This is a genomic window from Geodermatophilus chilensis, assembly GCF_002802985.1.
Lineage (GTDB): Bacteria > Actinomycetota > Actinomycetes > Mycobacteriales > Geodermatophilaceae > Geodermatophilus > Geodermatophilus chilensis.
In genome coordinates this window covers 26,977-48,204 of sequence record NZ_NVPT01000002.1, presented here as the reverse complement: position 1 = coordinate 48,204, position 21,228 = coordinate 26,977, and the positions used below count along the sequence as shown (strand labels likewise).

Genomic DNA, 21,228 nt, shown 5'->3' with positions numbered 1-21,228 from the left:
ACATGACCCTCAATCAGCAGGCCCTGTTCGAGGACGCCAAGGCATACAGCGCCGACCTCGACATCCGGGTCACCGACTCCTCGCTGCGCGACGGCTCGCACGCCAAGCGTCACCAGTTCACCGTCGAGCACGTCCGCTCCATCGTGGCCGCCCTCGACGACGCCGGCGTGCCGGTCATCGAGGTGACCCACGGCGACGGGCTCGGCGGTTCCTCGTTCAACTACGGCTTCAGTCACACGCCGGAGCAGGAACTGATCAAGGAGGCGGTGAAGACCGCCACGCAGGCGAAGATCGCCTTCCTCATGCTGCCCGGGCTCGGCACCCGCGACGACATCCGCGAGGCCGCCGGCAACGGCGCCTCGATCTGCCGGATCGCCACGCACTGCACCGAGGCCGACATCTCCGTCCAGCACTTCGGGCTGGCGCGGGACCTCGGCCTGGAGACCGTCGGCTTCCTGATGATGAGCCACAGCCGGCCGCCCGAGGTGCTGGCGGAGCAGGCCCGGATCATGGTCGACGCCGGCTGCCAGTGCGTCTACGTCGTCGACTCCGCCGGCGCGCTGATCATGGAGCAGACCGGCGACCGGATAGCCGCGCTCGTGGCCGAGCTCGGCGACGACGCCCAGGTCGGCTTCCACGGCCACGAGAACCTCGGCCTCGGGGTGGCCAACTCGGTCATCGCCGTCCGCAACGGCGCTCAGCAGATCGACGGCTCCACCCGCCGCTTCGGCGCCGGCGCGGGTAACACGCCGGTGGAGGGCTTCGTCGCGGTCGCCGAGAAGCTCGGCATCCGCACCGGCATCGACACCCTCAAGATCATCGACGCCGCCGAGGACGTCGTCCGCCCGGTGATGGACGGCGAGTGCCTGCTCGACCGGCTGTCGCTGACCATTGGCTACGCCGGCGTCTACTCCTCCTTCCTCAAGCACGCCGACCGCCAGGCCCAGCGCTACGGGGTCTCCGGCGCCGAGATCCTCATCGAGGCCGGGCGCCGCAAGCTGGTCGGCGGCCAGGAGGACCAGCTCATCGACATCGCCGTCGCCCTCGCAGAGAAGAACTCTGCTCCGGCCGGGAAGAAGTGAGATCCCCCATGTCGAACCCCGTCCTTGCCGCCGTCGAGGAGCGCGCCGAGGAGATCGCCGCGCAGGGCCCGGCCAACGAGGAGCTCGGCAAGCTGAGCGACGTCGCGACCAAGGCGCTGCGCGAGGCCGGTGTAATTCGGATGCTGCAGCCCGCTCGGCACGGCGGCGCCGAGGCACACCCGGTCGAGTGGGCCGAGACGGTCATGAGGATCGCGAGCCTCGACGGCTCGACCGGCTGGGTCGCCGGCATCGTCGGGATCCACCCGTGGGAGATGGCCATGGCCGACCCGCGGGTGCAGGAGGAGGTGTGGGGCGAGGACCAGGACACTTGGATCGCCTCGCCGTACGCGCCGATGGGCGTGCTCCGCCCGGTCGACGGCGGCTACGTCTTCAACGGCCGCTGGCAGTTCTCCTCGGGCACCGACCACTGCGACTGGATCTTCCTGGGTGCCTTCCTCGGCGACGAGGACGGCGAGGTCGCCAAGCCGCCGCAGAACCTCCACGTGATCCTGCCGCGCTCGGACTACGAGATCGTGGAGGACACCTGGGACGTCGTCGGGCTCCGGGGCACCGGGAGCAAGGACATCGTGGTCGAGGACGCGTTCATCCCGTCCTACCGCGTCATCCACAACTCCAAGCTCATCGACGGCAGCCAGCCCAAGGACGCCGGGCTGACCAACCCGCTGTACCACCTGCCGTTCTCCTGCGCCTTCCCGCTCGGCATCACCGCCGCGGTCATCGGCATCGCCGAGGGCGCGCTGGCCCACCACCTGGCCTACCAGCGCACCCGCGTGCAGATCACCGGCACCAAGGTGAAGGACGACCCGTACGTCCTCTACGCGATCGGCGAGGCCGCCGGCGAGATCGCCGCATCCCGGGCCGCGCTGCTCGACAACGCCGCCCGGATGTACGACCTGGCCGCGGCCGGCCACGAGTTCACCTTCGAGGAGCGCGCGCTCGGCCGGCGCACTCAGACCCAGGCGGCGTGGCGGGCCGTGCGCGCGGTCGACGAGATCGTGGCGCGCTCGGGTGGCAACGCCATGCGGATGGACAACCCGCTGCAGCGGTTCTGGCGCGACGCGCACATGGGCCTGGTGCACGCCATCCACGTGCCCGGCTCGATCTTCCACGTCTCCGCGCTCTCCCAGCTCGGCATCGAGCCGCCCCCCGGCCCGATGCGCTCGATGATCTGACGCCCACCACCCGACAGGAGACCCGTCCATGACCGAACTCCGCGGCCTCGGCTACATCGAGGTCCAGACCACCGATGTCGACCGGTGGCGCGAGCTCACCGTCGGCGCCCTGGGCTTCGCCGTGGGCAGCGGCCCGAACCCCGATGCCCTCTACCTGCGGATGGACGAGCGACGCGCCCGGCTGGTCGTCGTCCCCCGCGGCACCGACCGCGTTCGCGCGGTGGGCTGGGAGGTGCGGGACCAGTTCGCCCTCGCCGTCGTCGGGCGCGCCGTGGAGGCCGCGGGCGTCGCGGTCAAGGAGCTCTCCGAGGAGGAGTGCCTCGAGCGGGGCGTGGAGGCGGCGATCGCCTTCGACGACCCCGCCGGCACGCCGGTCGAGGTCTTCTTCGCCCCGATCCTGGACCACTCGCCGCTCATCACCGGTCTGGCGCAGGAGTTCGTGACCGGCGACCAGGGCATGGGCCACGTCGTCCTGCCCACCACCTGCCCGGACGAGACGGTCGCCTTCTACACCGAGGTGCTCGGCTTCAAGCCGCGCGGCGCCATGCGCCTGGGCGGCGGCAGGTCTCCGCGACGGGTGCGGTTCTTCGGCATCAACACCCGCCACCACAGCCTGGCGATCGCGCCCGCTCCGCACGGCGAGCCGCCGGGCCTGGTGCACATCATGGTCGAGGTCGACACGCTCGACGCCGTCGGCCGCGCGCTGGACAACGTCAACCGGATGGGCTTCTCCATCTCCTCGACCCTGGGCCGGCACACCAACGACAAGATGGTGTCGTTCTACGTGCGCGCCCCCGGCGGCTGGGACATCGAGTACGGCTGCGAGGGCATGCGGGTCGACGAGACGTCCTACACCGCCGAGGAGATCACCGCCGACAGCTACTGGGGCCACGACTGGTCGGGCTCCGAGCCGCTGGCCGCCTTCACCCCGCGCGCGTGAGCCGCCCGGTCGCCCCGGTCCCGGCCTCGGCGATCGAGCGGTTCGACGGCGAGGCCGACGTCCTGGTCGTCGGTCTCGGCTGCGCCGGTGCGGCGGCCGCCCTCGATGCGGCCGCCGCCGGGGCAGAGGTGCTCGTGCTCGAGCGCGCATCGGGGCCCGGCGGCTCCTCGGCACTGTCCGGAGGGGAACTGTACCTCGGCGGGGGCACGCCGGTGCAGCAGGCGTGCGGCTTCGAGGACGACGCGGACAACATGTTCGCCTACCTCCGCGCCGCCCTGGGCCCCCACGCCGACGAGGAGAAGCTCCGGCTGTACTGCGACGGCAGCGTCGACCACTTCGGCTGGTTCCGTTCCCTCGGAGTCGAGTTCCAGGAGTCCCTGTTCGACGCGCCCACATGGATGCCGCCCACCCGCGACGGGCTCATGTGGCTGGGTGAGAACGCCTGGCCCTACGACCAGCTGGCCCGGCCGGTGCCGCGCGGCCACCGGCCCACGGCCGAGGGCTTCGCCGGCTGGTTGATCATGGACAAGCTCGTGGCTGCGCTGCACGAGGCCGGCGTACCGGTCCAGACCGACACCCTCGCCTCGGCGCTGGTCGTGGAGGACGGGCGGGTGGTCGGGGTGACCGCCCGGGGGTACGGCGCCGACGTCGCGTACCGGGCCCGGCGCGGCGTCGTCCTCACCACCGGCGGGTTCGTCGACGACGAGGAGATGCTCGCGGCGCACGCCCCGGTGCTGCTCGGCCACGGCAAGGTCAGCGACGGTCTGGACGACGGCAGCGGCATCCGCATGGCCGCCGCGCTGGGCGCCACCACCCGCCGGATGGGCTCGGTGGAGATCGCCCTGACCGCGCTCCCGGCCGCCATGGTGCGCGGGATGCTGGTCAACGCGCTGGGCCAGCGGTTCATCAACGAGGACGTCTACCCGGGGCTGTTCAGCTCCGCGGCGGTCAAGCACCAGCCGGGGCCGTGGTGGGTGATCGTCGACGAGGCCGGCTGGGAGTCCATCCCGGAGCGGGACCTGTGGGGGGTGCGGCCCACCCACGCCGCCGAGACCCTCGCCGAGCTGGAGAGCGAGTTGAGGATACCCGACGGTGCACTGCAGGCGACCGTCGAGGTCTACAACCGGCACGCCGCCCGGGGCGACGACCCGCTGTTCCACAAGCACGCGCGCTGGCTCCGGCCGCTGGAGCCCCCGTTCGCGGCACTGGACCCCCGGCTCGGCTTCGCCATCGGGCGGGGCAGCGCGGGGGAGGGCACCGGCGCTGCCGGCTTCACGCTGGGCGGGCTGCACACGACCGTGGACGGCGGGGTGCTCGACGTGTCCGGACGGGAGATCCCCGGGCTGTTCGCCGCCGGGCGGGCCAGCGCCGGCATCCATGGGGAGGGCTACATCAGCGGCACCTCGCTGGGTGACGGCACCTTCTTCGGGCGCCGCGCCGGCCGCGCGGCGGCCCGGTGACAGCACCCGAGCCGAGGACGGGAGAACCGGGACGACGAGGACCTCGCGGGCGGTGATCGCCGTTGGCGGTCCGCCGACGGCGCCTACCTCAGGTGCCGCCGCATTCCGCCTCGACGGCGGCTCGCACGCCTGACGTCGTCCCGCGCACGGGCCCCGGCACCGAACGGCCCCTCCCGGAAACCCGGAAAGGGCCGTTCTGGCGCAACCACGCGCGTGGGTCTCCGGGTCAGCGGCCGATCAGGCGCTGGTGTCCCGCGTGGGCCTTCTCCAGCAGGGCGGCACGGTCCGGACCGCTGCGCTTGGCCGCGGTCGCGTCGTTGCCACCGGCGATCCAGACCGGTCCGTCCGGCAGGTGCGCCAGGCCCTCCCGGGCGACGTCGTCAGGTTCGGCCACGTTCAGTCCGGGAATCGAGAAGTCCAGCCCGGCCCGTTCCATCGCCGGCGTGCGGGTGACCCCGAGGACCAGCTCCAGGACGTGCACGCCGTGCTCGCGGAGCTCCAGCCACAGCCCCTCGGCGAAGACCCGGCCGAATGCCTTGGCCGCCGAATAGACGCTGGTGTGCGCCGTGCCCAGGTAGCCGGCCAGGGAGCCGACCAACAGGATGCCGCCCCGCCCTCGCTCCTTCATGAGCGCGCCGAAGTGGTGGGTCAGCGCCAGCTGCGCGGTGATGTTCAGATCCACCACGCCCTGCACCATGTCCAGGTCGCTGGTCACGAACTCGTGGCCATAGCTGTTCGCGCCGGCGTTGAAGACCAGCAGGCCGACCTCGACGTCGTCGGTGACGCCGCGGATCGCTCTGAGCGCCCCGGGGTCCAGCAGGTCCAGCTCCAGGGAGCGCACCTGCACCCCCTGGGCGCGGACCGCCGCGGCGGTCTCGGTGAGGGGGCCGGGCTTGCGTGCGATCAGGACCAGGTTGATGCCGGCGTCGGCGAGCTGGTGCGCGAAGGAGGCGCCCACACCCTCGGACCCGCCCGCGATCACCGCCCAGGGGCCGTAGGTGGCGGCGTCGATCATGCGTGGTTCCTCCTCCTGGCGCGGCCACATCGGCGAAGTGGTCGCCACATGGTCCTCATGGCGGCTACTTCGCCGATCCGGTCGTCGCGGTGGATCAGTAGCCGTCGTCGGGAACCGGGACGGCGCCGCCGAGTGCGGCTTCCTGGATGGAGGCCTGCAGCGCCGAGCAGGACTCGAAGAACTTGCCGTTCGGGCCGGGCAGCGGCTGCGCGTGTGGGCGCTCGTGGCAGGCGGCAGTGGCCGCGGCGTCCCACTGAACACTGGTCTGGTGCCAGCTGCTCTTGCGGACCTCCACCCGCGCCGAGCAGCGCCGGCACTCGACCGCGCGCATGGGCGTGTCCAGGAAGCGGTTGTCTGCGCGGACGGTCATCAGGCCGGCTGCGGCTGATCGGCGGCGGCCGCGGCGCGGCGGGCGAGGTTGGCCTCGACCTCCTTGCGCCAGGACTCGATCGGCCGGGTGGTGTCCAGCTCGTACTCGAAGCGCTCCACCATCTCCGGCTGGACGTCGGCGACGTCCACGTAGAACTGCTCGTACCAGCGGCGCAGCTGGTAGACCGGCCCGTCCTCCTCGCACAGCAGCGGGTTGTCGATCCGGGTCTTGTTCCTCCAGATCTGCACGTCCTGCTCGAAGCCCATGCGGATGTAGTCGCCCATGCCGATGGCCAGCTGCTCGGCGGCGTCCCCGGGCAGGTGCTCGGAGCGCTTGACGATCACGCCGTACTGGAGCACGAAGCTGTTGGCGTCGATCGGGTAGTGGCAGTTGATGAGCACGGACTGCAGGTCCATGTTCTCGTAGTGGTACGTCAGGTCGTCGATCATGAACGACGGGCCGTGGTACGTGGCCACCGAGGTGTTGCCCAGCAGCTTGGGCTGGCCCTCCTTGGCCGGCGGACGGACGTCCTCCCGGCTGAGGCCCTTCATCACCTGGGTGGCGGTGTGGCCCTCGAGGATGTTCTTGAAGTAGGTCGGGAACGACCCGTGCACGTAGAAGAAGTGGGCCATGTCGACGTTGTTGTCGATGACCTCGCGGCAGTTGGTGTTGACGACGGTGGAGTACCAGCGCCACTCGGTCCACTCGTCACTGGTCGCGCCCTCGATGCGCGGGATCGTGACGTCGGCCGGCGGGGGGTTGCCCTCGGGGTCGTTCCAGACGAAGAGCATCCCGTCCTGCTGCAGGGTCGGCCAGGCCGCGGTGCGGGCCCGCAGCGGCACGCGCCGGCTGTAGGGGATCTGCTTGCACTTGCCGTCGCCGCCCCAGCGCCAGTCGTGGAAGGGGCAGGCGACCTCGTTGCCCTTCACGGTGCCCTGCGACAGGTCACCGCCCATGTGCCGGCAGTAGGCGTCGAGGACGTTGATGGAGCCGTCCTCTCCCCGGAAGACGACGAGCTTCTGCCCGAACGCCAGGATCGAGTGCGGCTTGCCGTCGGCGAAGTCGCGGATCAGCCCGAGACAGTGCCAACCACGCGCGAAACGCGTCGGCGCCGCCTCTGCCTCGATGCGGCGGATCTCGTCCGTGTCCTGCACAGCAGTCATTGCCCGACCATCCCCTCGAGTCCTGGTATCGGAGGGCAACGTAGGTCGGCCCCTCCGGCCCGGGGTGGCGGGTCTCACTCATCGGAAAGGTCGCTGGGACGAGCCTGCGTCCCGGCGCACCATCGGCGACGTGCCACGGGTCGACGCGCGAGGAGGAACCGGGATGAGCGACGCCGGAGCGGCCACGGTCCAGGCCCGGGTGGCGGCCCTGCTGCCGGCCATCGCCGAGCGGGCTGCGCGGGCGGAGGAGATCCGCCGCGTACCGCAGGAGACGATCGCCGAGCTGGTCGACGCGGGTGTGTTCCGCATGCTGCAGCCCAAGCGGTACGGCGGCAGCGAGTGCGACCCCACCGCGTTCTTCCGGGTGGTGCGGGCAGTGGCGGGGGCCTGCGGATCGACCGGCTGGGTCACCTCGGTCGTCGGCGTGCACCCCTGGCAGCTCGGGCTCTTCCCCGAGGGCGCCCAGGACGACGTGTGGGGGAGCGATCCCGACACGCTGATTTCCTCCAGCTACGCGCCCGTCGGGCGCCTGACCGAGGTCGACGGCGGCTACCGGCTCACCGGCCGGTGGAGCTTCTCCTCCGGCTGCGACCACGTCGGCTGGGCGCTGCTCGGGGCGCTGGTCGTCGGCGCCCACGGCCGGCCGCTGGACTTCCTCACCGTGCTGGTGCCGCGCGCGGACTACGTCGTCCACGACGTGTGGGACGTCATGGGGCTGCGCGGCACCGGCAGCAACGATATCGAGGTGACCGGGGCCTTCGTGCCCGAGCACCGGGTGCTGCGCAACTTCGAGCACTCCCAGCTGCGCGGACCGGGGCAGCGGGTCAACCCCGGGCCGCTCTACAAGATGCCGTTCGGGGCGGTGTTCACCTCGGCGGTGGCGTCGCCGCTCGTCGGCGCGGTCCAGGGCTGCTACGACTCCTACATCGGCGCCATGCGCGACCGGGTCCGGCTGTCCCTGGGCGGCGGCCGGTTCGCCGAGGACGCGTTCGCGCAGGTCGCCGTCGCCCGCGTGGCCTCGGAGATCGACGCGGCCATGCTGCAGATGGACCGCAACATGAGCGAGCTCTACCGGTCGGCCGTGGTGGGGGAGGAGATCCCCATGGAGCTGCGGCTGCGAACCCGCCGCGATCAGGTGCGGGCCACCGAGCGCGCACTGGCCGCCGCCGACCTGCTGTTCAAGACCGCCGGCGGGAACTCGCTACGCCGCGGCAACCCGATCGAGCGCGCGTGGCGCGACGTCCACGCCGGCAGTGTCCACGTGGCCAACGACGTCGAGCGGGCCCTGGCCCTGTACGGCAAGGGCGCCTTCGGTCTCGCGGTGGAGGACAACCTCGTCTGAGTCACCGCCCGGACGTACGAGGCCCCGACCGCGGCGGCGCGGTCGGGGCGTCGTCGGATGCCGGCGTCAGCAGGTCGCTGCGGGTGTCTCTCCAGCGAACAGCGCGTCGGCGAAGGCCAGCGCGTCCTCGAACGAAGCCGGCACGGTCGCCCGGTGGTCGGCGCCCCCGTACACGTGGTAGCTGATCGCCGACCCGTGATCGCAGTACCCGTCGACCATGGTCGCGGTCGTCGGCTCCCTCACCAGCGCGTCGGTCGTGCCCTGTGCGACCAGCGTGGGCACCTGCGGTGTGAGGTGCTCCGGCTCCTGGGCCTCCAGGTACGCGGTGAACGCGGACAGGTCGGCCTCGGCCACGAACGGATCGGCCTGCGGCACGGTCTCGGCCACCGCGCGGATCTCCGCCAGGCAACCCGTGCGGCCGGCGTCGATCAGCGGCTGGGCGGCGTCGTTGATCAGGGCGTCGGCGTCGATCGACGCGTCTGCCGCTTCAGCCCCCAGGAGCAGCGTCGGCAGGAACGCCAGCGTGGCGACGGCGGCCTCCCGTGGGAAGGACGAGAGCTGGCGGTAGTAGCCGGTCGCGGTGCCCACGTCGTAGCCGCCGGGGGCGATGGCCACCGCGCCGAGCAGGCGCACGTCATGGCGGCGGTCGAGGTCGTCCGCGGCGAACAGGGCCGCGTGACCCCCCTGGCTGTGCCCGGCCACCACGTAGTCCTTGCCCACCCGGTGGTCGAGGTCGCGCGCCGCGCGCACGATGTCGGCGACCGTGTTCGCCGCGCTCCTGCCGTTGAGGTAGGGGTGGCCGCCGGGCGTGCCCAGGCCCTCGTAGTCGGTCTGCACGACCACGTAACCGGCCGCCACCCAGTCGTCGAGCGTCTCGTTGACACCGGAGAGATACCCGTAGGTGGACGCCTGCGGGGTCACCTGCGACGGCGCGCACGGATCCGCCGTCCCGGTCGTGCCGTGCGCCCAGCTGAGCACCGGCCACCCGCCGGGCGGCGGCGGGGTGCTCGGCAGGGACACCGTCGCCGGACACGACGATCCGCTGGCCCCTCGCCCCCCGGACACGTAGGTGACCGCCTGGTTGCTTGCTGCGCTCGGGAGGGCGGCGGCGGTGGTGAGCGGAGTGCTGCTGAGCAGCCTGCCACGCTGGCCCTGCGGGACGGACTGCTCGCTCCCGTGGCCGGACGGCGGAGCGGCGGCGGCGGGTAGCGACATCCCCGCGCCGACGAGCAGTGCTGCTGCGCCGACGACCGCGGCCCGGGCGGCGATGCCCCGGTGGTTTCCGGTCATGCGTTGTCCTCCTGGAGAAGGGACGCCCCTGCCATGTCCTGTACGGCGAGGGAGCTGAAGACCATGGCGGTCCCGATCGGGATCCCGGGGCCCGGGTAGACCGGCCCGGCCAAGGAGGCACTGGTGTTCCCGGCGGCGTACAGACCGGGGATCGGGCTGTCGTCGACGCGCAGCACCCTGCCGCGCGGGTCGGTGCGCAGGCCGCCCTTGGTGCCGAGGTCGCTGAGCACCATGCGGACGGCGCGGTACGGCGGGGTATCCACCGGCACGAGGCACGGGTTCGGGCCGTCGCCGGCGGCGAAGAACCGGTCGTAGGGGTCCTCTCCGCGGTGGAAGTCCTCGTCGATCCCGCGAGTGGCGAAGCCGTTGAATCGCTCCACGGTGGCGCTCAGCTTCGCCTCGGGGACGCCGATCTGCCAGGCCAGGTCCTCGAGGGTGTCGGCGCGCACACAGGTGCCGGCCGACAGCTGCTCCTCGGCCGGCAGCGGGGGCAGCGCGATCGCCGGCAGCTGCCCGCCGGTGCGGGAGTCGAACACGAGGTGGGACGGGACCCGCTCGGGCGCGGCGGCCATCTGCCGCCCCATGCGGTCGTAGGGCAGCGACTCGTTGGCGAAGCGGCGCCCGTTCCCGTCGACGATCAGCCCGCCGCGGAAGCCGAGGGTGAAGGCGGCCGAGCCATCGGGGTGCAGTACTCCCGGGCAGAACCAGGCCTGGTCGAGCAGGTCGGTGGCCGCGCCCAGCGCCACCGCGGCGCTGATCGGCTCGCCGCCGGCGGCGCCAGCCGGCGCCATCGACCAGGCGGCGTCGCCGGGGACGCCGTGCTCGGCGCGCAGCTGAGCGTTGCGCTCGAAGCCGCCGGCGGCGAGCAGCACCCCGGATCGGGCGCGCACCCGCAGCGGGCCGTCCGGCGTCCGTGCCTCGACCCCCACGACCCGGCCGGCGTCATCGGTCAGCAGACCGGTCATCCGGGTCTCCGTGCGCACCGTGCCACCGGCGCGGGTGAGCGCCAGCAGCAGCCGGCCGATGAGCGCCCGCCCCTGGCGCAGCGGCCCGGATCGGGAGTGACTCCGGCCGGCGCGGTCGCGGTCGACCGGCGGGCGCACCAGGGCGGCCAGCTCGCCGAGCTCCTCGGTCGGCAGGTCCAGCGGGTTGATCGCGCGGCCGGCCTCCATCCGGCCGGGGGCGGCGAAGTAGTCGGGGAAGGGGCGCCACTCGAACGCGATCGCCGGGTTCCGCTCGAGGAACGCCAACAGCTCCGGCGCGTGCTCCACGAAGGCGTCCTGGTGGGCGGCGGTGCCCTCGCCGATGACCGCGCGCAGATAGGTGCGTGCGGCCTCGGTGGAGTCCCCGATGCCGGCCCGCTCCTGCACCTGGGTGCCCGGCAGCCAGCACGCGGCGCCGGAGTAGGCCGAGGTGCCGCCGAGCCGGTCGGTGGCCTCCAGGACGACGACGGACCGCCCCGCCGCCGCCGCGACGTAGGCGCCGGTCAGCGCGCCGGCCCCCGATCCCACGACGACGACGTCGTGCTCGCTGTCCTGCAGAACCGTTCCTGCGGCCGTGCTGCTCACCCGTGCGCCCTCCTCGCGATGTCGACGGGCGGCACTCAAGCGGCGCGGTTCCCGCTTCGGGGAGTCCGGTCCCGCTCAGCGGTATGGCGGTCGGCCGCGGTGAGCGGAACGGGTCAGTATCCTCGTCCATCGACGTCCACCGACCGTGAGGGACCAGTGCCCAGGATCGCCGAGGCTCGCGAAGCGGCCGCGCCCAGCTCGCCGAGCCAGAAGGCGCGGCACCGGCGCATCCTGCGCGCCGCGGCCAAGCTCGCGGCCGAGAAGGGGCTGGACCACGTGCAGATGCACGAGGTGGCCAAGGACGCCGGGGTCGCCATCGGCACCCTCTACCGCTACTTCCCGTCCAAGACCTACCTGTTCACCGCCGTCATGGCCGAGCAGGTCGACAACCTGGACGCCTCGACGCCGCCGCTTCGCCCCGGACAGACCCCCGAGGACGCGGTGTACGACGTGCTGGTCACCGCCAGCCGGCAGCTGCTGCACCGCCCGACACTGGCCCAGGCGCTGCTGCAGTCGCAGAACTCGGCGCACGCCGCGCACGTCCCCGACGCCGGGCGCATCGACCGGACCTTCCGCGAGCTGCTGCTGCGGGCGCTCGGGGCGACCCACCCGACCGCGCAGGACGTCACCGCGGTGTGGCTGCTCATCCATTGCTGGTACGGCCTGCTGACCTCCGCGCTCAACGGCCGCACCTCGCTGCCCGACGCGGAGGCCGACCTGCGCGTGGCCTGCCGGCTGCTGCTCGCCGGCCGCGGCGCAGCGCGCGCGGACGCCGAGCTCCCGGTGACCGGGAAGGCGTCGGCACCTGCCGATCTCGCCGGTTAGCGTTCCGCCCTCGCCGGACGACGGGAGAGGGATGCGGTGGTCACCAGCGACCGGTTCGCCGACACCGCGGTGCTGCTCACCGGCGCCGGATCGGGCATCGGCCGCGCCACGGCGCTGCGGCTGGTCGCCGAGGGCGCGGCGGTCTTCGCCGTGGACGCGAACGAGGCGGGGCTGGCCGGCACCGTCGACGGGGCGTCCGGCCCGGGGCGGATCGTCGCGTACGTCGTCGATGTCTCCGACGAGCCCGCCGTCGTCGCGGCGGTCGACGGCGCGGTGACCGAGCTGGGGAAGCTCGACGTGCTGGTCAACGTAGCGGGCATCCACCGCACTACGCCGATCGAGCGGCTCACCGTCGAGGACCTGCGGGCGCTGTTCGACGTCAACGTCGTCGGCACGGCGCTGTTCTGCCGCGAGGCGCTCGAGCACCTGCCCGAGGGCGGGGTCATCGTCAACACGGCGTCGTCGTCGGCCAGCCACGGCAACCCGTTCATGACCGCCTACTCGGCCACCAAGGGCGCGGTGCTGGCGTTCTCGTTGAGCCTGGCCTCGGAGGTGATCGGCCGCGGCATCCGCGTCCTGGTGGTCTCCCCCGGCTCGACCACCACCCCCCTGACCGCCGGCGTGCGGTTGGGGGGCCTGGACGCGCGGTACTACTCGCGGATCGCCTCCCCGATGGGAGCCGGTCGGCCCGAGCAGATTGCCGCGACCATCGCCTTCGCCGCCTCCCGCGACGCCTCCTACCTCACCGGCGTGGACCTGCGGGTCGACGGCGGCTCGCACATCTGATCCCCGCCGTCGAACCCAGGAGACCTCATGTCCCGCCGCATCGCCGTCACCGGTGCCGCCTCCGGCATCGGGCAGGCCCTCGCCCGGCAGCTGACCGAGGCGGGCGACACCGTCATCGGCATCGATCTGAAGGACGCCGACATCTGCGCCGACCTGGGCGCCGCGACCGGCCGCGCCTCCGCGGTCGAGGGGGTGCTCGAGCAGTGCGGGGGAGTCCTCGACGCGCTGGTGCTCTGCGCCGGCATCAACGCACCCTCCCCGGCGCTCATCAGCGTCAACTACTTCGGCGTCACCGCGCTCGCCGAGGGGCTGCGGCCCGCCCTGGCCGCGGCGCGCGCACCGCGCGCCGCCGTCGTCGGTTCGATCTCCGGCACGCAGCCGGTCGACGACGAGGTCGTCGCGGCGTGCCTGGCCGGCGACGAGGCGGCGGCCCTCGCCCGGGCCGAGGCGGTGATGGGCGAGGGGCCGCAGAAGCTGTACCCCTCGTCCAAGGCCGCGCTGGCCCAGTGGCTGCGCCGCACCTGCGTCGCGCCCGGGTGGGCCGACGCCGGCATCCCGCTCAACGCCGTCGCGCCCGGGGTAGTACGCACGCCGATGAGCGCGGCGCTGTTCGCCGACGAGCGGATGAAGGCGGTCATGGACCGCGCGGTCCCGATGCCGCTGGGCGGCTACGCCGGCCCGGAGGTGATCGCCGCGTCGCTGGCCTGGCTGATCAGCCCGGCGAACACGCACATGACCGGCCAGGTGCTCTACGTCGACGGCGGTGCCGAGGTCAGCCTGCGCGGGTCCTCGGTCTTCTGACCCGCGTTCCCGCACTCATGGCCGTGAGCGCGCGAGGGCCCCCGCCCGCGGTGCGGCAGGGGCCCTCGTCGTTCCCGGGCTCAGCGGGAGGCGGCCAGGTTCGGCACGCCGGTGGTGTCCAGCCGGGCGACGTCGTAGGCGGCGAAGGTCTGGTACGGGCTGCGCCCGGTGAAGTAGCCGGTCAGCTGCTCGTCGAGCTCCTCGACGCTGAAGGTGCCGTCGGCCGCGGTGAACTTCTTCTCCACCGTGGGCGGCGCCAGCAGCGCCACGAAGTCGCCGTAGACGACGAACACCTGGCCGTTGATCTCCGCCGACGCCGGCGACCCCAGGTAGCTCACCAGGGTGGCCACGCGCTCGGGGGCCAGCAGGTCCAGGCCGTCCGCGGCGGCGGCGTCGCCGAACACGCCCTCGGTCATGCCGGTGCGCGCCCGCGGGCAGATCGCGTTCGCGGTGATGCCGTAGCGGGACAGGCCCTGGGCGGTGGACAGGGTGAGGGCGACGATGCCGGCCTTGGCGGCGGAGTAGTTCGGCTGGCCGGGGGCGCCGAAGAGGAACGCCTCGGAGGCGGTGTTGACCACCCGGCCGTACACCGGCCCGCCCGCGGCCTTGGACGCCTGCCGCCAGTGCGCCGCGGCGGCCCGCGACACCGAGGCGTGGCCCTTGAGGTGCACGCGGATGACGTCGTCCCACTGCTGCTCGGTGAGATTGAACAGCATCGTGTCGCGGGTGATGCCGGCGTTGTTCACGACGATGTCCAGGCTGCCGAAGGTGTCGACCGCGGCCTGCACCAGCTGGTCGCCCAGGCTCCAGTCGCCAACGTCGCCGGTCACGGCGACGGCCTTGCGGCCGAGACTCTCGACCTCGGCGACGACGTCGTGCGCCGCCGAGCCGACGTCGTTGACGACGATGTTCGCGCCGCCGGCGGCCAGGGCCAGCACCTCGGTACGGCCGAGGCCGGCGCCGGCCCCCGTGACGACGGCCGTGCGGCCCTCCAGGCTGGTCGTTTCGCTCACCGGGCTGCTCCTTCTCCAGCGGCCGCGCTGAGAAGCGGCCGCTGCGCGTGACGGACGATCGGATCGCGCCCGCCGGGCGGGCTGCGGGCGGAGGGTAGGTCGCCGCCGGAGGCGGACGCCCGGTGGTGTACCGGTGGCCGGGACGGATGCCGACGCCGCGCCGGACCGCACGGGCCGGTGGTGTACCGGTGGCCGGGACGGTTGTCGTGCCGAGACAGAATCGATTCTAGTTTGGAGCCGAGTCGACAGTCCCCGCACGAACTTCCGAGGAGAACGTCATGGCCGAGGCCGTCATCGTCGACGCCGTCCGCACACCCGTCGGCCGGCGTCGCGGCGCCCTGACGGGCGTGCACCCGGCCGAACTGCTCGGCATCGCGCAGAAGGCGTTGATCGAGCGCACCGGCCTGGACGCCGCGACCGTCGGACAGGTGGTCGGCGGCTGCGTCACCCAGGCCGGAGAGCAGTCCAACAACGTCACCCGCAACGCTTGGCTGTACGCCGGTCTGCCGTACGCCACCGCCTGCACCAGCATCGACTGCGCGTGCGGGTCCTCGCAGCAGGCCGTGCACCTGGTTGCCGGGCTCATCGCCGCGGGCACCATCGACGTCGGCATCGGCTGCGGCGTCGAGGTCATGAGCCGGGTCTTCCTGGGCGCCGCCCTGGCGCCGGGCACCGGCAGCCCCGCCCCCGAGGGCTGGACGCTGGACATGCCCGACCAGTTCACCGCCGCCGAGCGGATCGCGAAGAAGCGTGGGATCACCCGCGAGGAGGCCGACGCGCTCGGCTTGGCTTCGCAGCAGAAGGCTGCCCGCGCCTGGGCCGAGGACCGGTTCGCCGGCCAGATCGTGTCGGTGACCGCGCCGGTCGTGGGCGACGAGGGGCCGACCGGTGAGACCGCCGTCATCAGCCGCGACCAGGGCCTGCGCGAGACCACCGCCGAGAAGCTGGCCACGCTGAAGTCGGTCTTGCCCGACGGCATTCACACCGCGGGGAACTCCTCGCAAATCAGTGACGGTGCCGCCGCGGTCCTGCTGATGAGCGAGGACCGGGCCCGGGCGTTGGGCCTGCGACCGCGGGCGCGCATCCTCGCCTCCGGCATGGTCGGCTCCGACCCCTACTACCACCTGGACGGACCGGTCGAGGCGACCGCGCACGTCCTCGAGCGCGCCGGCATGAAGCTCGACGACATCGACCTGGTGGAGATCAACGAGGCGTTCGCCTCGGTCGTGCTCTCCTGGGCGCAGGTGCACGGTGCCGACATGGAGAAGGTGAACGTCAACGGCGGGGCCATCGCACTCGGCCACGCCGTCGGCTCGACCGGCGCCCGGCTGATCAGCCAGGCGGTGCACGAGATGGAGCGGACCGACAAATCAACCGCCCTCATCACGATGTGTGCGGGCGGCGCCCACTCGACGGCCACCATCCTCGAGCGGATCTGACGCCGTGCCCATCAACCTCGAGAAGGCGCTGTCCGCCGAGCCCACGGTGCGCGAGGCCCGCTGGACCACACGCGACGTGCTGCTCTACCACCTCAGCCTCGGCGCGGGGTCGCACGCGGACGTCGACCCCGAGCTGCACTACACGTTCGAGAAGAACCTGCAGGTCCTCCCGACCTTCGCCATGGTCGCCGGTCAGGGCATTTCGGCCGGTGAGTTGCCGCCGATGGCGATGTCCATGCCCGGTGTCGACATCGACCTGCGCCGGATCCTGCACGGCGGGCAGTCGTTGACCGTGCACCGGCCGATCCCTTCCTCGGGCGCCGCCACGGTGAGCTCACGCGTGGCGAACGTGTGGGACAAGGGCAAGGCCGCCGTCATCGAGCTGGAGCAGGCGGCCGTCGATCCCGCGGGCGCCCCGCTGTGGACGACGACCATGCAGATCTGGGCTCGCGGCGAGGGTGGTTTCGGCGGGAAACCGGGCCAGGAGGTGGCCTGGTCCCAGCCCGACCGCGAACCCGACGTGGTCCTGCACTCCGCGACCACGCCGCAGACCGCGCTGCTCTACCGGCTCAACGGCGACCTCAACCCACTGCACGCCGATCCGGCGTTCGCCGCCAAGGCCGGCTTCGATCAGCCGATCCTGCACGGCCTGGCGTCTTGCGGACTGCTGGCGAAGGCGCTGGTCGACGGGGTCCTAGACGGGGACGCGTCCCGGCTGGCGGGGCTGTCGGTGCGGTTCGCCGGCCCGCTGTACCCGAGGCAGTCCATCCGGACGAGCGTCTGGCGGGACGGGAAGATCCTCCTCCTGGCGTCGATGTGCCCTGAGCGCGAGGGCGCCCCGGTGCTCACGCACGGCACCGCCTCGGTGCGGCCGTGACCCCGGAGACGGCCCGACCGGAGGGCGTCCGGCAGGGACCGCAGCTCACCGCGACCCCGGACAACGCCGGGGTGGACGCCGCCGTCGCGGCCGCGCGCCGGGTGGTTGCCGCGCTGCTGCACGCCGGCGGCAACAGCGCCGCGGAGATGCAGGACGTGGCGGCCCGCCTGAACGCCGTCGCCGACCACCTCGAGGGGCACGCGCCGCCCATTGCCGACCGGATGGTCGACATGTGGGCCGGTGAAGGTGTCACCCGGCACGACCCGGTGACCGGGCCGGAGAACGCGATCGCCCCGCCGCTGACGTTGACCGGCCGCGACGACGGCGCCATCGAGGGCACCACCACGCTGGGTCTGCCCTACCAGGGCCCACCCGGCTTCGTGCACGGCGGGATTTCTGCCCTGCTGCTCGACCACACGCTCGGCGTGGCCAACCACTGGGCCGGCCCGTCGGGGATGACGGCGCAGCTGACGCTGCGCTACCACCGGACCACGCCGCTGTTCCAGCCGCTTACCGTCACCGGCCGCCAGGTCGCGGTCGACGGACGCAAGATCCGGGCCGTAGGCACCATCGCCGCCGACGGCGAGGTCCGCGTCAGCGCGGAGGGGCTCTTCATCGCCAAGCAGCTGGCTCGGCCGCGGTAAGCGGCGGCCCGGCGTACCCGCCGGGCCGGTCAGCCGGCGGGCCGGCGCAGGCCGTCGAAGAAAAGGCCGGTCAGCAGGTCGGCGAACTCGGCGGTGGTGAACTCCTCCCGATTCGGCCAGTGCGTCGTCGCCCAGAGCGTGTCGCGCAGGGCGCGGTAGGAGACCTCGGATGGTACGTCCCCGCGGAAGGTGCCGTCGGCGATCCCGCCTCTAGCGCCTTCAGCCAGTGGTCCCGCACGGCGCGGGACGCGCTGCGGACCGGCTCGAGCAGGCCGCGCTCGCGTAGGTACTGCCGGTCGTTCTGGTACATCGCCGTCGGGTGCGGGTGCTCCTCGATCACGGTAAGCGTCGCGTGCACCAGCCCGCGCACGGTCTCCTCCGGTGTCCGGGACCGGCGCGCCACCTCGGCGAACCGGTGCTGCACGTCGGCCATGAACTCGGCCAGCACCTCGCCCACGATCGCGTCCTTCGACCGGAAGTGGTGGTACAGGCTGCCGGACAGGACGCCGGCGGCCTCGCCAATGTCCCGCACCGTGGTGGCGGTCACGCCACGCGTGGCGAACAGCTCCGCGGAGCGCGCCAGGATGGCGGCGCGCCGGTCCCCGGACCCGGGGATGCCGGCGCTCGGCGCTGGGTCGTCGACCACGAGCGGCCCCTTTCGGTGCGGTCCAGCGGCGGCCGGCGAGCTGGTCCCGCGGAGTGGGACACCGGCGCTCCGCCGACGGGGCCGAGGCTAGCTTACCAAGCGCTTGCTCAAGTCAGCGGAAGGAAACGGCGTGACCGCAGGGAGCGTGCAGGAGCAGTCAGACCTCGCCGCGCAGCTGGCCGGCTTCGTCGGCCTGGAGGCCGAGCCGCCGCGGGTGGCCCGGTACGCCGTCAACAAGGCAATGATCCGCAACTGGGTCGAGGCGCATGACGACCACAACGCCGTCTACGTCGACGACGCCGCGGCGCGCGCCACCGGCCGCGAGGGGATCGTCTGCCCCCCGGCGATGATCTCGACGTGGGTCATGGCCGGCTACCGGCGGTGGCGGGAGATCCACCGGCTGCGGGCCGAGGGGGCCGTCGAGGACTTCGCGTACTCGCGGCTGATGAACCTGCTCGACCGAGCGGGCTACACCTCGGTGGTCGCCACCAACGTGGAGCAGGACTACCACCGCGAGCTGCGCCCGGGCGACCACGTCACCGCCCATTTCACGATCGAATTCATCTCGCCGGTCAAGCGCACCGCACTGGGTGAGGGCTGCTTCCTCACCCTGCACAAGAAGTACGTGGACCAGGCCGGGGACCTCCTCGTGGAGGAGCGGTTCCGGCTTCTCCGCTTCAAGCCCAGGCCCACGCAGCCGGCAGCCGAGGAGGACGTCGCATGAGCGACCGGAGTCAGGACGCCCCGAGCACCGCCGTGCCGCGGCTGACCGTCACCCAGGACAACGAGTTCTGGTTCGCCGCCGCCCGCGAGGGGCGGCTGGAGATCCAGCGTTGCGGGGAGTGCCAGACCCTGCGCCACCCCCCCGCGCCGTCCTGCCCGCGGTGCCGCTCCTTCGTGTGGGACACCGTCGAGTCCAGCCGCCGGGCCAGCCTGCACAGCTACACGGTCATCCACCACCCCCCGGACCCCGCCTTCGAGTACCCGCTGGCCGTCGGGCTGGTCGACCTGGCGGAGGGCACGCGGCTGGTCGCCGACGTCGCCGGGATCCCGCACGAGGAGCTGGAGATCGGCATGGTGCTGGAGGTCGGCTTCGCCGAGCACGCGCACGGCGAGATCCTCCCGCAGCTGCACCGACCCTCCGGGGGTGCGGCATGAGCTTCCCCGACGTCCGGGTGGGCACCGCGCTGCCGGTCCTGGAGCTGCCGCTGGACCGGTCGACGATCGTGGCGACCGCGATCGCCTCGCAGGACTTCGAGGACGTGCACCACGACCCGGGCAAGGCCCAGGAACGCGGCACCCCCGACATCTTCATGAGCATCAACTCGACCAACGGCTTCGTCGACCGGTACGTCACCGACTGGTCCGGGCCGGCGGCCCGCATCACCCGTGTCGCGCTGCGCCTGGGTGTCCCGAACTTTCCCGGCGACGCCATGCGCCTCACGGGCGAGGTCACCGGCGTCGACGGCGACGCGGTGACGCTGAAGGTGCTCGGTGCCAACGAACGCGGCGTGCACGTGACCGCCGAGGTGACGCTGGTCCCGACAGGAGGGAAGGCACGATGACGGAGGACGGGTTCAGCGGCAAGGCCGCGATTGCCGGCATCGGTGCCACGGAGTTCTCCAAGAACTCCGGGCGCAGCGAGTGGCGGCTGGCCTGCGAGAGCGTGCTCGCCGCCCTCGACGACGCCCAGATCGGCGTCGAGGAGGTGGACGGGTTCGCGCTGTTCACCATGGAGACCAACCCGGAGATCGCCGTCGCCCGCGCGCTCGGCATCCCGGAGCTGACCTTCTTCAGCCGGATCCCACACGGCGGCGGCGGCGCGTGCGCCCCCGTGCAGCAGGCCGCCCTCGCGGTGGCCAGCGGCGTCGCCGACGTGGTCGTCGTCTATCGGGCCTTCAACGAGCGCTCGGGGCACCGCTTCGGGGCCGGGCCGCCGCCGTTTGCCTACACCGCGAACACCGACCAGGAGTACCGCAACTGGATCAACCCCTACGGGCTGCTCACCCCGGCCCAGCAGGAGGCGTTCCTGGCGCGGCTCTACATGCAGAAGTACGGCGCTACCAGTGCGGACTTCGGCCGAATCTCGGTGCTGTCCCGCAAGCACGCGGCCAACAACCCCAAGGCCTGGTTCTACGAGCGGCCGATCACCCTCGAGAACCACCAGAACTCGCGCATGATCGCCGACCCGCTGCGGTTGCTGGACTGCTGCCAGGAGAGCGACGGAGGCCAGGCGCTGGTCATCGTCAGCACCGAGCGGGCCCGGGACCTGCGGCACCCGCCGGCGGTCATCTCCGCCGCCGCCCAGGGTGTGGGCCCGCAGCAGATCTCGATGAGCAGCTACTACCGCGAGGACATCGACCGGATGCCCGAGGTCGAGCTGGTGGCCCGGCAGATGTGGCACCAGGCCGGCGTCGGCCCCGACCAGATCGACGCGGCGATCCTCTACGACGCTTTCACCCCCATGGTCCTGCTGCAGCTTGAGGAGTACGGCTTCTGCGGTCGCGGCGAGGCCAAGGATTTCATCGCCGACGGCAACCTCGAGCTCGACGGCCGCCTGCCGGTCAACACCCACGGGGGCCAGCTCGGCGAGGGCTACATCCACGGCGTCAACGGCATCGCCGAGGGCGTCCGGCTGGTCCGCGGCACCTCGGTCAACCAGCCGGCCAAGTCCGTCAACACCGTGTTGGTGACCGGAGGGTCGCCGGTGCCGCACAGCGCCCTCGTCCTCAGCGCCGACCACTGACGCCCCTCCCCACCCTCCAGGAGCTCTC

The 21,228-nt window shown here is 72.6% G+C and carries 22 protein-coding genes; 15 read left to right on the top strand and 7 right to left on the bottom strand.

From position 1 onward, the window contains the following. Window positions 1-2: 2 nt before the first annotated feature. Genes dmpG through CNO22_RS00660 form a run of 4 tightly spaced genes read left to right on the top strand, consistent with a single transcriptional unit; the run spans window position 3 to window position 4,675 of the window. Complete coding sequence (dmpG, locus tag CNO22_RS00675) at window positions 3-1,082, top strand: 4-hydroxy-2-oxovalerate aldolase (RefSeq protein WP_100497430.1); 1,080 nt, start codon at window positions 3-5, stop codon at window positions 1,080-1,082. A gap of 8 nt (window positions 1,083-1,090) precedes the next feature. Continuing rightward, complete coding sequence (locus tag CNO22_RS00670) at window positions 1,091-2,275, top strand: acyl-CoA dehydrogenase family protein (RefSeq protein ID WP_100497429.1); 1,185 nt, start codon at window positions 1,091-1,093, stop codon at window positions 2,273-2,275. Window positions 2,276-2,303: 28 nt separating this feature from the next. Continuing rightward, complete coding sequence (locus CNO22_RS00665; protein WP_100497428.1) at window positions 2,304-3,215, top strand: VOC family protein; 912 nt, start codon at window positions 2,304-2,306, stop codon at window positions 3,213-3,215. Continuing rightward, window positions 3,212-4,675, top strand: a complete 1,464-nt coding sequence (locus CNO22_RS00660) for an FAD-dependent oxidoreductase (RefSeq protein WP_100497427.1) — start codon at window positions 3,212-3,214, stop codon at window positions 4,673-4,675. The genes CNO22_RS00665 and CNO22_RS00660 overlap by 4 nt, the downstream gene beginning before the upstream one ends. A 226-nt stretch (window positions 4,676-4,901) precedes the next feature. Here CNO22_RS00660 and CNO22_RS00655 read toward each other — a convergent pair whose 3' ends face one another. The 3 genes from CNO22_RS00655 to CNO22_RS00645 all read right to left on the bottom strand — a co-directional run bounded on the left by CNO22_RS00655 (window position 4,902) and on the right by CNO22_RS00645 (window position 7,223). Further along, window positions 4,902-5,690, bottom strand: a complete 789-nt coding sequence (locus tag CNO22_RS00655; protein WP_100497426.1) for an SDR family NAD(P)-dependent oxidoreductase — start codon at window positions 5,688-5,690, stop codon at window positions 4,902-4,904. A gap of 94 nt (window positions 5,691-5,784) precedes the next feature. Further along, window positions 5,785-6,060: a ferredoxin gene (locus CNO22_RS00650; protein ID WP_100497425.1), complete on the bottom strand. Its 276-nt coding sequence runs from the start codon at window positions 6,058-6,060 to the stop codon at window positions 5,785-5,787. Further along, on the bottom strand, window positions 6,060-7,223 hold the full coding sequence (locus tag CNO22_RS00645; RefSeq protein WP_100497424.1) for a Rieske 2Fe-2S domain-containing protein: 1,164 nt from the start codon (window positions 7,221-7,223) through the stop codon (window positions 6,060-6,062). The genes CNO22_RS00650 and CNO22_RS00645 overlap by 1 nt, the downstream gene beginning before the upstream one ends. A 163-nt stretch (window positions 7,224-7,386) precedes the next feature. Here CNO22_RS00645 and hsaA point away from each other — a divergent pair, with 163 nt between their 5' ends. After that, a complete protein-coding gene (hsaA, locus tag CNO22_RS00640; protein ID WP_100497423.1) occupies window positions 7,387-8,565 on the top strand; it encodes a 3-hydroxy-9,10-secoandrosta-1,3,5(10)-triene-9,17-dione monooxygenase oxygenase subunit in 1,179 nt (392 codons plus the stop codon). 66 nt (window positions 8,566-8,631) lie between these two features. Here hsaA and CNO22_RS00635 read toward each other — a convergent pair whose 3' ends face one another. Both CNO22_RS00635 and CNO22_RS00630 read right to left on the bottom strand, forming a co-directional pair. Further along, entirely contained in the window at window positions 8,632-9,855 is a 1,224-nt protein-coding gene (locus tag CNO22_RS00635; protein WP_198588017.1) for an alpha/beta hydrolase, read from the bottom strand. Beyond that, a complete protein-coding gene (locus CNO22_RS00630; RefSeq protein ID WP_198588016.1) occupies window positions 9,852-11,423 on the bottom strand; it encodes an FAD-dependent oxidoreductase in 1,572 nt (523 codons plus the stop codon). The genes CNO22_RS00635 and CNO22_RS00630 overlap by 4 nt, the downstream gene beginning before the upstream one ends. A gap of 156 nt (window positions 11,424-11,579) precedes the next feature. Between CNO22_RS00630 and CNO22_RS00625 the strand changes: the two genes are divergently transcribed. The 3 genes from CNO22_RS00625 to CNO22_RS00615 are packed head-to-tail and all read left to right on the top strand — an operon-like array spanning window position 11,580 to window position 13,835. Further along, window positions 11,580-12,248 carry a TetR/AcrR family transcriptional regulator gene (locus tag CNO22_RS00625; protein ID WP_100497422.1) on the top strand — a complete coding sequence of 223 codons (669 nt, stop codon included), beginning with the start codon at window positions 11,580-11,582 and terminating at the stop codon, window positions 12,246-12,248. A 36-nt stretch (window positions 12,249-12,284) separates the two neighbouring features. Then, window positions 12,285-13,034 (top strand): SDR family NAD(P)-dependent oxidoreductase, encoded by a 750-nt coding sequence (locus CNO22_RS00620; RefSeq protein ID WP_100497421.1) that lies wholly within the window; start codon window positions 12,285-12,287, stop codon window positions 13,032-13,034. Window positions 13,035-13,061: 27 nt separating this feature from the next. Next, a complete protein-coding gene (locus CNO22_RS00615) occupies window positions 13,062-13,835 on the top strand; it encodes an SDR family oxidoreductase (RefSeq protein ID WP_100497420.1) in 774 nt (257 codons plus the stop codon). An 80-nt stretch (window positions 13,836-13,915) separates the two neighbouring features. Here CNO22_RS00615 and CNO22_RS00610 read toward each other — a convergent pair whose 3' ends face one another. After that, window positions 13,916-14,848 (bottom strand): 3-oxoacyl-ACP reductase, encoded by a 933-nt coding sequence (locus CNO22_RS00610; RefSeq protein ID WP_100497419.1) that lies wholly within the window; start codon window positions 14,846-14,848, stop codon window positions 13,916-13,918. Window positions 14,849-15,126: 278 nt separating this feature from the next. Here CNO22_RS00610 and CNO22_RS00605 point away from each other — a divergent pair, with 278 nt between their 5' ends. The 3 genes from CNO22_RS00605 to CNO22_RS00595 are packed head-to-tail and all read left to right on the top strand — an operon-like array spanning window position 15,127 to window position 17,808. Next, entirely contained in the window at window positions 15,127-16,287 is a 1,161-nt protein-coding gene (locus CNO22_RS00605; protein WP_100497418.1) for a steroid 3-ketoacyl-CoA thiolase, read from the top strand. 4 nt (window positions 16,288-16,291) lie between these two features. Continuing rightward, on the top strand, window positions 16,292-17,164 hold the full coding sequence (locus CNO22_RS00600) for a MaoC/PaaZ C-terminal domain-containing protein (RefSeq protein WP_100497417.1): 873 nt from the start codon (window positions 16,292-16,294) through the stop codon (window positions 17,162-17,164). Further along, on the top strand, window positions 17,161-17,808 hold the full coding sequence (locus tag CNO22_RS00595) for a PaaI family thioesterase (RefSeq protein WP_100497416.1): 648 nt from the start codon (window positions 17,161-17,163) through the stop codon (window positions 17,806-17,808). Before CNO22_RS00600 ends, CNO22_RS00595 begins: the two co-directional genes overlap by 4 nt. Window positions 17,809-17,878: 70 nt before the next feature. Here CNO22_RS00595 and CNO22_RS00590 read toward each other — a convergent pair whose 3' ends face one another. Then, window positions 17,879-18,454, bottom strand: a complete 576-nt coding sequence (locus CNO22_RS00590) for a TetR/AcrR family transcriptional regulator (RefSeq protein ID WP_198588015.1) — start codon at window positions 18,452-18,454, stop codon at window positions 17,879-17,881. A 130-nt stretch (window positions 18,455-18,584) separates the two neighbouring features. Here CNO22_RS00590 and CNO22_RS00585 point away from each other — a divergent pair, with 130 nt between their 5' ends. Genes CNO22_RS00585 through CNO22_RS00570 form a run of 4 tightly spaced genes read left to right on the top strand, consistent with a single transcriptional unit; the run spans window position 18,585 to window position 21,200 of the window. Continuing rightward, entirely contained in the window at window positions 18,585-19,178 is a 594-nt protein-coding gene (locus tag CNO22_RS00585; protein WP_198588014.1) for an FAS1-like dehydratase domain-containing protein, read from the top strand. After that, window positions 19,175-19,612 (top strand): Zn-ribbon domain-containing OB-fold protein, encoded by a 438-nt coding sequence (locus tag CNO22_RS00580; RefSeq protein ID WP_100497415.1) that lies wholly within the window; start codon window positions 19,175-19,177, stop codon window positions 19,610-19,612. Before CNO22_RS00585 ends, CNO22_RS00580 begins: the two co-directional genes overlap by 4 nt. Beyond that, the gene (locus CNO22_RS00575) at window positions 19,609-20,019 is read left to right on the top strand and encodes a hotdog family protein (RefSeq protein WP_100497414.1); all 411 of its coding nucleotides are present in this window, start codon (window positions 19,609-19,611) and stop codon (window positions 20,017-20,019) included. The genes CNO22_RS00580 and CNO22_RS00575 overlap by 4 nt, the downstream gene beginning before the upstream one ends. After that, the gene (locus CNO22_RS00570; RefSeq protein ID WP_100497413.1) at window positions 20,016-21,200 is read left to right on the top strand and encodes a lipid-transfer protein; all 1,185 of its coding nucleotides are present in this window, start codon (window positions 20,016-20,018) and stop codon (window positions 21,198-21,200) included. The genes CNO22_RS00575 and CNO22_RS00570 overlap by 4 nt, the downstream gene beginning before the upstream one ends. Window positions 21,201-21,228: the final 28 nt, after the last annotated feature.